At 73.3% G+C, this 12,797-nt stretch carries 8 protein-coding genes; 4 read left to right on the top strand and 4 right to left on the bottom strand.

Translation table 11 applies throughout. From position 1 onward, the window contains the following. The first annotated feature begins 21 nt into the window (after positions 1-21). Positions 22-1,737: an NAD+ synthase gene (locus ACIGNX_RS28545; RefSeq protein WP_396543901.1), complete on the top strand. Its 1,716-nt coding sequence runs from the start codon at positions 22-24 to the stop codon at positions 1,735-1,737. Positions 1,738-1,746: 9 nt separating this feature from the next. Here ACIGNX_RS28545 and ACIGNX_RS28540 read toward each other — a convergent pair whose 3' ends face one another. Further along, positions 1,747-2,352, bottom strand: a complete 606-nt coding sequence (locus tag ACIGNX_RS28540) for an HdeD family acid-resistance protein (protein ID WP_396543900.1) — start codon at positions 2,350-2,352, stop codon at positions 1,747-1,749. Between the two features lie 177 nt (positions 2,353-2,529). Between ACIGNX_RS28540 and ACIGNX_RS28535 the strand changes: the two genes are divergently transcribed. Next, entirely contained in the window at positions 2,530-3,768 is a 1,239-nt protein-coding gene (locus ACIGNX_RS28535) for an MFS transporter (RefSeq protein WP_396543899.1), read from the top strand. Positions 3,769-3,796: 28 nt separating this feature from the next. Here the strand turns inward: ACIGNX_RS28535 and ACIGNX_RS28530 are convergent, their stop codons facing one another. From ACIGNX_RS28530 to ACIGNX_RS28520, 3 genes are read right to left on the bottom strand one after another with little or no spacing between them, the layout of a single operon-like run. Beyond that, entirely contained in the window at positions 3,797-4,384 is a 588-nt protein-coding gene (locus ACIGNX_RS28530; protein ID WP_396543898.1) for a TetR family transcriptional regulator, read from the bottom strand. A gap of 31 nt (positions 4,385-4,415) precedes the next feature. Continuing rightward, positions 4,416-5,918, bottom strand: a complete 1,503-nt coding sequence (locus ACIGNX_RS28525) for an MFS transporter (RefSeq protein WP_396543897.1) — start codon at positions 5,916-5,918, stop codon at positions 4,416-4,418. A gap of 32 nt (positions 5,919-5,950) precedes the next feature. After that, entirely contained in the window at positions 5,951-6,601 is a 651-nt protein-coding gene (locus ACIGNX_RS28520) for an LppX_LprAFG lipoprotein (protein WP_396543896.1), read from the bottom strand. Between the two features lie 151 nt (positions 6,602-6,752). Here ACIGNX_RS28520 and ACIGNX_RS28515 point away from each other — a divergent pair, with 151 nt between their 5' ends. Together ACIGNX_RS28515 and ACIGNX_RS28510 are read left to right on the top strand one after the other, a co-directional pair. Next, positions 6,753-8,096 carry a glutamine synthetase family protein gene (locus ACIGNX_RS28515; protein WP_396543895.1) on the top strand — a complete coding sequence of 448 codons (1,344 nt, stop codon included), beginning with the start codon at positions 6,753-6,755 and terminating at the stop codon, positions 8,094-8,096. An 11-nt stretch (positions 8,097-8,107) separates the two neighbouring features. Next, on the top strand, positions 8,108-12,400 hold the full coding sequence (locus ACIGNX_RS28510; RefSeq protein ID WP_396543894.1) for an FkbM family methyltransferase: 4,293 nt from the start codon (positions 8,108-8,110) through the stop codon (positions 12,398-12,400). The last annotated feature ends 397 nt before the right edge of the window (positions 12,401-12,797 follow it).

Genomic DNA, 12,797 nt, shown 5'->3' with positions numbered 1-12,797 from the left:
GGAGTGAGCGAGAATGCCTGCATGCCTCAGCTCCGACTCGCCCTCGCCCAGGTCAACGCCTGTGTCGGCGACCTGGCGGGAAACGCCGAACTCGTCGCCGAGTGGTCCCGCAAGGCCGTGGAGGCGGGCGCGCACCTCGCGGTCTTCCCCGAGATGGCGCTGACCGGGTACCCGGTCGAGGACCTGGCCCTGCGCGTGTCGTTCGCGGAGGCGTCCAAGGAGGCGCTGACCGCGCTCGCGTCCCGCCTGGCCGAGGAGGGGTGCGGCGAGCTGGTCGTGTTCGTCGGCTACCTCGACCGCGACGAGCGGGGCATGCGCAACGCCGCCGCCGTGCTGCACCGCGGCCGGGTCGTGGCGCGGCAGCACAAGCACCACCTGCCGAACTACGGCGTGTTCGACGAGCGCCGCTACTTCACGCCCGGCGACTCGCTGGACGTCGTGCGCGTGCACGGCCTGGAGATCGGCATGGTGATCTGCGAGGACCTGTGGCAGGACGGCGGCCCGATCGCCGCCCTCGGCGAGGCGGGCGTGGACCTGGTGGTCTCGCCGAACGCGTCGCCGTACGAGCGCAAGAAGGACGACGCGCGGCTGCCGCTGGTGGCGCGGCGCGCGGTCGAGGCGGGCGCGCCCCTGGCCTACGTGAACCTGATCGGCGGGCAGGACGAGCTGGTCTTCGACGGCGACACGATGGTGGTGGCCGCGGACGGCTCGCTGATCACCCGCGCGCCGCAGTTCGTGGAGCACCTGGTCGTGCTCGACGTCGACCTGCCCGGCGGCACGCCCCGCGTCGAAGGGCAGTTCGGCGGGTTCGCCGTGCACCGCCGGACGCTGGTCGACGAGCCCCTGCCCGCCTACGAGCCGCTGCCCGTGCCGCCGTCGGCGGAGCCGCTGTCCGACGAGGCCGAGGTGTGGCACGCGCTGGTCACCGGTCTGCGCGACTACGTGCACAAGAACGGCTTCCGCTCGGTCGTGCTCGGGCTGTCGGGCGGCATCGACTCGGCGGTCGTGGCGGCGCTGTCCGTGGACGCGCTGGGCGCGGACCACGTCTACGGCGTCTCGATGCCCTCGGTGTACTCGTCGGACCACTCGAAGTCCGACGCCCACGAGCTGGCGCAGCGCACGGGCTGCCACTACGAGGTGCAGCCGATCGCGGACATGGTCCGCGTGTTCGTGGACCAGCTCGGGCTGACCGGCCTCGCGGAGGAGAACGTGCAGGCCCGGTGCCGGGGCGTCACGTTGATGGGGCTGTCCAACCAGCACGGGCACCTGGTGCTGGCCACCGGCAACAAGACCGAGCTGGCCGTGGGTTACTCGACCATCTACGGCGACGCGGTCGGCGGGTTCGCGCCGATCAAGGACGTGCTCAAGACCCTGGTGTGGGACCTGGCGCGGTGGCGCAACGCCGAGGCGGAGAAGCTGGGCGAGCTGCCGCCGATCCCGGAGAACTCCATCACCAAGCCGCCGTCGGCCGAGCTGCGGCCGGGCCAGGTCGACACCGACTCGCTGCCGGACTACGAGCTGCTGGACTCGGTGCTGGACGACTACGTGGAGGGCGACAAGGGCTACCGCGACCTGATCGCGATGGGCTTCACCCACGAGCTGGTCGACAAGGTGCTGCGCATGGTGGACAAGGCCGAGTACAAGCGCCGCCAGTACCCGCCGGGCACGAAGATCACGTTCAAGGCGTTCGGCCGCGACCGCAGGCTGCCGATCACCAGCGGCTGGCGCGAGGGCTGACCCGTCGGGTCACGCGGTGGCCGCCGTCCCGGTGGGGCGGGCGGCCGCCGACGTGGCCCGCGGCTTGCGGCTCGCGGCGATCGCGCCCGCGATGGCCATCGCTCCGAGCACGATCAGCACGACGGCGAGCAGCCACGCCAGCGCGATCAGGCTCGCCACCGGCCAGACCAGCACCACGATCCCGCCGATCGCCGTGACCACGCCGGAGAACACCGCCCACCCGCTGCGGCCGAAGCCGTGGAACACCTCGGCGACCCCGCCGACCACCCAGGTCACCCCCAGCAGCAGCGCCAGCACGGCGATGGTCTGGAACGGCGCGCGCAGGCACAGGATGCCCGCGACCAGCGCCAGCAGCCCGGCCACCGCCAGCAGCCAGCGCTGCCGGCCCGGCTCGTCCCGGGTGAACGAGCTGACCAGCCAGAACACGCCGGTAATCAGCATCTCCAGGCCGAACAGCACGGCGGCGGTCAGCAACGTCAGCCCCGGCCACAGCAGCACGGCGAGACCGATCACCAGGGTGATCACCCCGAAGGTGATCCACAACGCTCGCGACTGGCCGGGCGGCGCGTCGGCGCGCGGCTCCTGACCAGCGGTGTTCGCTTCGGGATACGTCATGCGGCCATGGTCCGTCCACTGCGGACCACCCGCACCTCGCTTCACCCGCCCGAGCGATAGCCCCTCTTAGCGGTGACGCACCGCACACTCCATCTCCACCGTTGGAGTTTGCGCCCGAACGGGCGTACGTTGGGTCCAACCACAGCGTTGGAATTCTTCGCACCAGGGAGAGACCCCGTGCCGCCCTCGCCGAGCCCGAGCACAACCCCCGTCCGGACCACCAACCCACCGACCGGCCCGACGACCCGGGCACCCGTCCTGGTCGCGACCCTCGTGGCGGCGGTGATCCTCGCGGTGGGCCAGCTCTACCTGACCGTGCCGCTGCTGACCGGCGTGGCCGACCGCTACGGCGTCACCCTCTCCGCCGCGTCGTGGGTGGGCGGTGGCTTCGGCTTCGCGTTCGCCCTGGGCAACCTGGTCTTCGGCACCATCTCCGACCGCTACGACCGGCGGCGCGTGATGGCCTTCGGCCTGGCCGCGGGCGCCGTGGTCGGGGTGGTCGCGGGCGCGTCGACCGCCTTCGGCCCGCTGCTGGCGGCTCGCGTGGTCCAGGGCTTCCTGGCCGCCGCGATCCCGTCCGTGTCCCTCGCCTACGCCGCCGAAGCCCTGCCGCCCGCGCGCCGCGCGGTGGGCGTGACGGCGGTGTCCGGCTCGTTCCTGCTGGCAGGCCTGATCGGGCAGGCCTACGCCCTGGGCGTCGACCAGGCCGTCGGCTGGCGCTGGGTGTTCTGGCTGGTGGTCCCGGCGCTGCTCGCGGTGGCCCTGGCGGTGACCCGGCTGCCGGAGGTGCCCCGCCCGACCCCCACCACGCCGGCCACCACGTTCACCCGCTTCGGTGAGCTCCTCCGCCGCCCGCCGCTGCTGGTGGCCTACGCGGGTGCGATCACCCTGCTGCTGACGTTCGTCGGCATGTACACCGCCCTGACCACGACCGTCGGCCAGCGCTACGGCATCCACGACGCGGCGGACCTGCTCCTGCTGCGCCTGCCCGGCCTGCCCGGCATCGCGCTCGGCCTGTTCGCCGGCCCGCTGATCACCCGGTTCGGCCCCCACCGCGTCGCGCCCGCGGCCTTCCTGGTCGCCGCGGCCGGCCTGGCGCTGGAAGCGGCGTCCACCACGCTGCCCGTGCTGCTCGTGGGCAGCGCCGTCTTCGTGGCCGGCCTGGCCGTGACGATCCCGGCCCTGGTGGCGCTGGTCGGCCGCGCGGCCGGTGAGGCGAGGGGAGCGGCCCTGGCGGGGTACGGCTTCCTGGTCGGCCTGGGCGGCGGCATCAGCCCGGTCCTGGTGACGGCCCTGGCCCCGGCCGGCTTCGCGGCGGTCTGCCTGACCCTCGCCGCCCTGCTGCTCCTCGCCGCGGCGGTCCTGGTCCTGGGCCCCCGCCCGGCACCGCCGTCCGCGCCGAACCCGGCCGCCTGACGACCCGCGCCCGGCCTCGGACCGCGGTCTACCGCGGCTCGGCGCCGGGCGCGGCCATCCGCCGGGCCGCCTCCACCACCGCTGCCCGCCGCCGCGCGACGTCCTCCGGCCCCGTCACCATCCGCGCGATCTGGGGCACGGCCAACCACCACGACGACAGCGACATGACCAGGAACACCAGGTCCGCCGCCCCCGGCGACGACGCCAGCACGTCGTCCGCCTGCGCGGCCCGGAAGGCGTCGACCTTCCGCCGGTAGTGCGCGGTCCGCCCCTCCTCGTCGGCCACCGCGCCGTCGCCGTAGGCCAGCGCCTCCCACTGCAGCAACCGCACCAGGTGCGGGTTCGCCACGTGGTAGTCGAAGCACCGGCCCGCGTAGTCGCCGACGTCCCGCAGCGCCTCCAGCGGCACGGCCGCGGCGATCTTGGCCAGCTCGTCGGACAGCACGGCGTTGAACAACTGCTCCTTGTCGCCGAAGTAGTTGTACAGCCGCTCCTTGTTCACCCCGGCCCGCGCCGCGATCCGCTCCACCCGGGTGCCCGCCAGCCCGTGCTCGGCGAACTCGACGACCGCCGCCTCCTTCAGGCGCCGACGCGTCTCCTCGGTGTTCCAGGCCACGCCGCCATGGTAACCAACCGAACCGTTGCTCTTAGCGGGCGCGGGGGAGCAGCAGCGACACCACCGCGCCGACCGCGCACACGACTGCCGTGATCCGGAAGATCTCGTGGTACTCGGTCAGCAGCGCCGCCGTCAGCGCCTGCCGGTACGCCTCGGCCTTCTCGGCGAACTCCCCGGGCGTCAGCCCGAACGGCAGCGGCGTGTCCAGGTCGGCCGTCAGCTCCCGGAACCGGTGCAGCCCCCACGCCGACAGCCCGGCCACCCCGACCAGCATCCCGGTCATCCGCGCGACCACCACGGCCGCCGAGGCGACACCGTGCTGCGACGCCGGCACGACCCGCAGCACCGCCGCCGACACCGGCGCGATCACCAGCCCCAGCCCGAACCCGGCCACCGCCAGGTCCCGCCCCACCACGAACGACGACACCTCGGCCGGCCACCACGAGATCAGCACGTACGCGACCGCGGCCACCGCCAGCCCGGCGAACGACACCCACCGGTCGCCCCGGGCCGTCCGCGCCGCCAACCACCCGCCGACCAGCGCCCCGACCGGCAACGCCACCAGGAACCGCGCCAGCACCCCCGCCGCCGCGGCCGAGTCGCGCCCCAGCACGGTCCGCGCGAACAGCTCCACGTCCACCAACGTCACCATCAGCGCCGCCCCGGTCGCCAGCGACACGCCCAGCGCCGCCAGGAACGGGACCGCCGCCACGCCGGCCGGGTCCAGCAGCCGCACCGGCGACCGCCGCTCCCACCACGCGAACCCGGCGAACACCACCACCGACGCGCCCAGCGCGGGCCAGCCCCACGACGGCAGCACCGACCGCGCCGGGTCGGGGTTGTAGAGGCCCACCACCAGCAGCGACAGCGCCAGCGCGAGCAACCCGCCGCCGACGAGGTCGACCCGCCCGGACGAGCGGACCGACCGGGGCACGCTCAGCTGCACGACCCCCATCGCGATCGCGGCCAGCGGCAGGTTCACCCAGAAGACCCACCGCCAGCTCTGCGGCTCGACGGACTCGAAGAACGACCAGGCGTTGAACAGCGACGCCAACCCGACGCCGTACAGCGTGCCCAGCACGCTGCCCAGCTCCTGCGCCGCGCCCACCACGCCCAACGCCGACGCACGCCGTTCGGCCGTCCACAGGTCCGCGACCAGCGCCATCGTCACCGGCAGCAGCGCGCCGCCGGCCAACCCCTGCACCACCCGCCCGGCCACGAGCAGGGGCAGGTCGCCCGCGAGCGCCGTCACCGCCGAGCCGACCGCGAACCCGGCCAGGCACAGGTGCAGCACGAACCGCCGGCCGAACCGGTCCGACAGCCGGCCCAGCAGCGGCATCCCGGCCACGTACCCGAGCAGGTAACCGGTCACCACGGGCGTCGCGCGCTCCAGGTGGTTCACCGGGATGCCCAGGTCGCGCACCATGTCCACGAGCACGCCGACGACCACGTACGCGTCCAGCGCGCCGAGCAGCACCGCCGCCGCGCCCGCCCCGATCGCCAGCCGCCGCGCCCGCACCGCGGAACCGTCCACCGGACCGCCCACCGGGGGATTCGCCGCGGGGCTCACGCCGGCGGCGAGACGGTGACGGGCTTGTTGAAGTCCGACAGCGCGATCGTCACCTTCGCCCCGTTCGGCAGGGTGAACAGCGCCTCCCGCAACCGCTCGTCCCGCACCGAGAACCGCGAGGCCACGTCGGCGTCGATGCCCGGCACCAACCCGGCGACCACGTCACGCGGCACGGTCGCCTCGACCACCGCCACGCCGTCGTCGTTCGACACGGTCTTCGCGTCGCGCGCGTCGGCCAGCACGCGGGCCACGCCCTTGTCCGGGTCCAGGATCGCGGTCGGGTCGTACACCTGGCCCGCGAGCGCCGCCGGCAGCCTGGTGAACCCGCCGGTGGGCCCCTTGAAGTACAGGTCCTGCTCCACCAGCACGTACTCGACCTCGACGAGCTGGCCGAACTGCTCGACCTTCGCCCGGCCCGCCGACCCGCCCGCGGCGTTCAGGTCGCCCTCCGCGTCCTTCACGGTCACGCCCGGCAGCTCGCCGTCGACCTTGATCGTGAAGTGCGTGCTGGTCACCGCCTTCATGCCCGCGGCCGCCCTGGCCAGCACCTCCGGCCCGTCGGGCAGGGAGCCGGCGCCGCCGGAGGACGTGCAGCCCGCCGCGAGGGCGAGCACGAGCGACCCGATCAGGGCGCGACGAGGGAGCATGGGGTGCATCGTAGATCGACCCGGCCCCCGGCACGGCGCAACCGCGCGCCAAGCCGCTGAGCTGCGGATTCGCCCTCGCGTGGCAAACGGCCCAGCGCGTTGGGCCGAGGCGGCAACGCGGTGTTCACCGTCCTTACCTAGGCTTCGTGTCATGAACCGCCAGCAGGAGTTCGTGCTCCGCACCCTCGAGGAACGCGACATCCGGTTCGTCCGGCTCTGGTTCACCGACGTCCTGGGCTTCCTCAAGTCGGTGGCCATCGCGCCCGCGGAGCTCGAAGGCGCCTTCAGCGAGGGCATCGGCTTCGACGGTTCGGCCATCGAGGGCTTCGCCCGCGTGTACGAGTCGGACATGGTGGCCAAGCCCGACCCGTCGACGTTCCAGGTGCTGCCGTGGCAGACCCCGGACAAGAGCCACTACTCGGCGCGGATGTTCTGCGACATCGCCATGCCGGACGGCTCGCCCTCGTGGGCCGACCCGCGGCACGTGCTGCGCCGCGCCCTGGCCAAGGCCAGCGAAGCGGGCTTCACCTGCTACGTGCACCCCGAGATGGAGTTCTTCCTGCTCAAGGGCCTGCCCGACGACGGCACGGAGCCCATCCCGGCCGACAACGGCGGTTTCTTCGACCAGACCAGCCACGAGACCGCGACGCACTTCCGCCGCCACGCCATCGAGGCGCTGGAGGCCATGGGCATCTCGGTCGAGTTCAGCCACCACGAGGGCGCGCCCGGCCAGCAGGAGATCGACCTGCGCTACGCCGACGCCCTGACCATGGCCGACAACGTGATGACGTTCCGGTACGTGATCAAGGAGGTCGCGATCACCCAGGGGGTGCGCGCCTCGTTCATGCCCAAGCCGTTCACCGACCAGCCCGGCAGCGGCATGCACACGCACGTGAGCCTGTTCGAGGGCGACCGCAACGCGTTCTACGACGCCGAGGACCCCTACCAGCTGTCCGACACGGGCAAGATGTTCGTCGCCGGCCTGCTCAAGCACGCCCGCGAGATCTCCGGCGTGACCAACCAGTGGGTGAACTCCTACAAGCGCCTGATCGTGGGCGGCGAGGCACCGACGGCCGTGTGCTGGGGCCACGCGAACCGGTCCGCCCTGGTCCGCGTGCCGATGTACTCGCCGGGCAAGTCGTCGTCGCGCCGGGTCGAGATCCGCTCGCTCGACGCCGCCTGCAACCCGTACCTGGCGTACGCGGTGATCCTGGCGGCCGGGCTGAAGGGCATCGAGAAGGGCTACGAGCTGCCGCCACCCGCCGAGGACGACGTGTGGTCGCTGACCGACCGGGAGCGGCGCGCGGCCGGGTACGACAACCTGCCGCAGAACCTCGGCGAGGCGTTGACCGAGATGGAGAACTCGGAACTGCTGCCCGAGGCGCTGGGCGAGCACGTGTACGACTTCTTCCTGCGCAACAAGCGCACCGAGTGGGACGCGTACCGGCGCAGCGTGACGCCGTACGAGTTGCGCACCCTGCTGCCGGTCCTGTGAGGGAGACGCCCGTGCGGGTGGTGCACACCGGGCACTCGGAGAAGCTAGGTTTGCAGACCGTGACCGAGGTGCCCGCGCGTTCGGAATCCCGTCCCACGTTCATCGCCTGCACGGTGGCCACCGCCGCCGAGCTGCCCGCGGTGAAGGTGCTGTCCAGCTCGTTCCTGGCGCACCACCCGCAGGCCAGGTTCCTGGCGCTGGTGGTCGACGCCCTGCCCGAGAACTCCGGACCGGGCCTGGTCACCCCCGCCGACCTGGGGATGAGCCGGGAGGAGCTGGCCGAGCTGGCCACCGGCTGCACCGCCGAGCAGCTGTGCGGCGTGCTGCGGCCCGTGCTGCTGGAGCAGCTCCTCGGCCAGGGCGTGCCGGTGCTGTACCTCGACCCGTGGGTGCAGGTGCTGCACCCGTTGACCGACCTGGTCGAGTCCGCCGTCCGCCGCGGGCCGTTGGTGCTGCTGCCCCGGGCGCTGCGGCCGTTGCCGGACGACGGCCTGCGGCCCACGCCGACCGAGCTGCTGGAGACCGGCGTGTTCGACCCCGGTTTCCTGCTGGTCGCGCCGGGGGCGGAGCCGTTCCTGCGATCGCTGGGCGAGCAGCTGCGCCGCACGCCGGACGCGACCAAGGCCGTGCTCGACATGGCCCCGGCGCTGGTGAACCTGCACGTGCTGCGGGACGCGACGGTCGGCCTGTCGGTGTGGAACGCGGCGCAACGCGACCTGCACCGCCGTCCCGACGGCACGCTGACGACGCTCGGTGAACCGATCCGCAGCGTCCACTTCGCGGGCTTCGACCCCCACCGCCCGTGGCTGCTGTCCGCGGACTTCGCCGACCGGCCCCGCGTGCTGCTGTCGGAGCACCCGCAACTGGCGGAACTGTGCACGGCGTACCGGGCGGAACTGGTGCGCAAGGGGCACACGCCCCAGAAGGTCCGCTACGGCTTCGGTCAACTCCCGGACGGCACCCAGATCCCCGACGAACTGCGCGCGGACTACCGCGAAGCCGCCCGCGCCCACCGCGGCTCCGCCTTCAGCCCGGACGGCTGGCAACCCCCGACCACCGCCGCCACCCCCGAGCCAGGCACCTCCGAGCCGGCCACCGCCGAACCAGTCACCGCCGAACCAGTCACCGCCGAGCGGGCCATCCCGTCCCCGCCGACCCCGGAGTCCGCCGACCCGACTCCCGCCCGGGTCGCCGCCCAGGACCGACCCGAACCCGCCGAAGCACCCCGACCGGAGACCGAACAGCCGGCCGAACCACCTGCCGCGACCGCCGAACCAGCCGACCCCGGTGCCGTCGCCACGCCCTCGGACCCCACCGGCACCGATGCGCCCCCCGCCACCGAGGTGCCCCCGAGCCCGACCGAGCACACCGCCGACCCGGCTGTTCCCGCGTCCGTCGACCCGCAGCCCGCCGAGGTGTCCTCCCACCCCGCTCCTCCCGCGTCCGGCGCTCTCGAGCACGCCGCCGACCCGTCCTCGGCGACCGGTCACGCGCCCGTCGACCCGCCTGCCTCCCACCCGTCCGCCTCCCACCCGTCTGCCGTCGACCCGTCCGCCGTCGACCCGTCCGCCGCCGCGGCCGAGCCCGCGCCCGTCGCGCCCCAGCCCATCGCCGACCGGACCGCCGCCCCGGCCACCCCCTCGCCCTCCGGCAAGCTCCCCACCGCCGAGCGCACCACCCCACCCCCCGCCTTCGCCCCCGACGGCGGGGCGGGCTTCGTGGCCTGGGCCAGCGAACCCCTGCCCCACCTGCCCGGCAGCACGCGGTGGGCGGTGGCGGTGTGGCGGGCCGACCCCGCACTGCGCAGCCAGTTCCCCGACCCGTTCGGCGCGGACGGCCCCGCGTTCCGCGACTGGTGCGCCGGCGTCGGCGTGGCGGCGGGCCGGATGCCGGTCGACGCCGTGCCCCACCCCCGCGCCGGAGCGCCCGTCCTGCACGACCAGCTCGGCGTCTCCGTCCTCGGCACCGGCCCGGTCGCCGAACTCGTCCACGCCGCCGCCCGCGCCTCCGGCCTACCGACCTCGACCACCGCCGGCTACCCGGTCGTGATCCGCGTCGGCACGACCGAACGCGTCCCCGACAGCCGATTCGTGGTCGACTACCTCCTGGACGACGACCAGCCGACCGACGCGGCCGAGCTCTGGGTGCCCTCCGAGTCGACCCGCGCCGCCTTCGAACGCCAGGGCGGCCCGACCGTCCGCGTCCTCCCGCTCCCCGTCCCGGAAGCCGAGCCCCAAGCCCTCGAATCACCCGAACGCGTGATCTTCGGCGCACTCGCCGACCACGCCGTCGACCGGGCGGGCAACGTGCTGGGCGCGGTCACGGCGTTCCTCTCCGCCTTCCCCGACCGAGCCGACGTCGCGCTGCGCGTCGAGGTCACCCACGCCGACGCCCACCCCGAGGCCGCCGAACGCCTGCGCCTGGCCACCGCCTCCGACCCGCGCATCGAGCTGGTCGACACCCTGGGCCCGGTCCACTGCCTGGTCCACCTGCACCGCGGCGGCGCGGGCGACCGGATCGCGCACACCCTCGCCCGCCACGCCGCCAGGGCCACGCCGATCCTCACCTCCGACCACGGCGCGGTCGCCGAGCTGTTCGACCGGGCCGCGGTGATCTTCGTGCCGTGCCGCCAGGGCGTCGAACCCGACGTCCAGGCCGCCGCCAAGCTCATGCGCGCCCTCGCCGACGACCTGCCCACCGCCGCCGCGATCGGTGCCCGGGGCCGTGACCACGTCCGCGCCACCCGCGACGTCGCCAAGGTCGGCGAAACGCTGCGGGAACGCGTCGAGCACGCCTACCGCGGCTGGCGCGCCCGCCGGGCCAAGCCCGCGCCGACCGTCGACCCGCTCAAGCCGCTGCACGCGGCCAAGCACGCCCTCCTGCGCCAACCCGACGTCGGCACGGCCAGCCGCACGCCCATGGCACCCCAGCTGCGCAAGGTCGTCCTGCGCGTCCTGGACCACTACGACAACCACATGCGCGACGTGCTGGCGTCGCTGGTGGACGGGGTCGAGCGCACGGTCTCGGAGGTGGTCCGCCGCCAGGACGAGGTCTCCACCGGCATCGGTCTGGGCGAGCTGGAGGTGCTGCGCGCCGAGCTGGAGCAGCACGCCGAGCACCAGGGCCACCTCGCCGACCAGCTCGTCGGCGTGGACGACGGCGTCGTCCGGGTCCGCGCGGACATGGCGGGCCAGGGACGACGACTGCGCGAGATCGAGGACGCCGTCGTCGCCGAGGCCGGCAAGCGCGCCAAGCAGGACAACGCCCTCGCCCAGCGGATCGACAAGCTCGCCGTCGCGCTCGAACGCACCCTCGACCGGATCGACTCGCTCGAGGCCAGGGTCGTGGACGCGCTGCGCGAGCGCGACGCCAGGCTCGACGCCGGGGTGCGCGCCGCCAACCAGGCCCAGCAGACCGCCGACGCGTTGCGCCGGGTCGTCGTCCGCGAGCACGAACGGCACAGCGACGCCGTGCCGCGCAGCTCGCTCGTCCTCACCGACGTCGGCCTGCTGCGCCTGCCGTCGGACGACGCGTTCATGCTCCCGATGCTGTCCAGCAACGGGGTGTGGGAGACCGACCTGTCGGAGCTGATCGACTCGGTGGTCGAGCCGGACGGCATCTTCCTCGACGTCGGGGCGTACGTCGGGTACCAGACCGTGCGGATGCTCAGCCGCTTCGGCACCGGTGGTGCGGTGGTCGCCGTCGAGCCGTGCCCGTCCGCCCGGGCGCTGCTGCGGCACAACGTGGACGTCAACCTGCCCGAACGGGTGGCCCGGCAGCTCGTCCTGGTCGACGCCGCCGCGTGGGAGACCACCGGTGAGCTGGCCACCCAGCCGTCGTTGACCGGTGGGGTGTCGGTCGCGCCGCTGCCCGAGGGCGCTGGCGAGGACGTGCCCCGCGTGCGGGCGGCCCGGCTCGACAAGGAGCTGGAGGCCGTGCCGGCGTTGCAGGGCCGCAAGCTGTCCGTCGTCCGGGTGGACGCGCCCGGTCGTGGTCACCGTGCGTTGGCCGGTCTGGTGCGCTTGTTGCGCCGGGATCGCCCGCACGTGTTCCTCGAGTTCTCCGCTTCGGCGACGGAGGGTTTCGGCGACGATCCGGTCACGGTCCTGAAGGAGTTCCGGATCTGGGGCTACGACCTGGTGCCGCTGGCGACCCGGGAACCGGCCGCCCCCGAGCAGATCGTGGCCGCGATGGAGGGCATGCGGACCATCTCGCTGTGGCTGCGACCGCGTCCCGTGCCGCCCAAGGGACCGGGCACGCAGGTCGCCATGCCGCGCTTGCAGCCCGCTGACCAGCGGATTTGACACCGGCGGTGGTCATGAGTAACTTTTACCGAGTCGCCAGCAAGAACCCCGGAACGAGCGGTTGACACCGCGAAGCGGGCCGGGTAGAGTTCTGCGGCGTCAAACAACCAGGAACGAACAAGCAGCACAGCGTGCTGCCTCCGCCCTGGGGTCTAGAACAAAATGAATGCGAAGCGAGTTTATCGCGGAGCCGAGAAGCCGGAACCGGCCGATTTGACACCGCGAAAACGAACGAGCTAAGCTTTCACCACAAGCGAAACACAAAGCCCCGGAATGAACTGCGGTAAGACGCAGGTCAAGATGGTGAGCGCGTGTTCTTTGAGAACTCAACAGCGTGCCGAATAGCCAGTAAATTTATGAACCTCGTCAAGAGGTTTCCTTTGAGATTGTTACTGGA

This window comes from Actinosynnema sp. NPDC053489 (assembly GCF_044544865.1).
GTDB lineage: Bacteria > Actinomycetota > Actinomycetes > Mycobacteriales > Pseudonocardiaceae > Actinosynnema.
The sequence above is the reverse complement of the archived record's forward strand: the minus strand, read 5'-3'. Positions and strand labels throughout refer to the sequence as shown.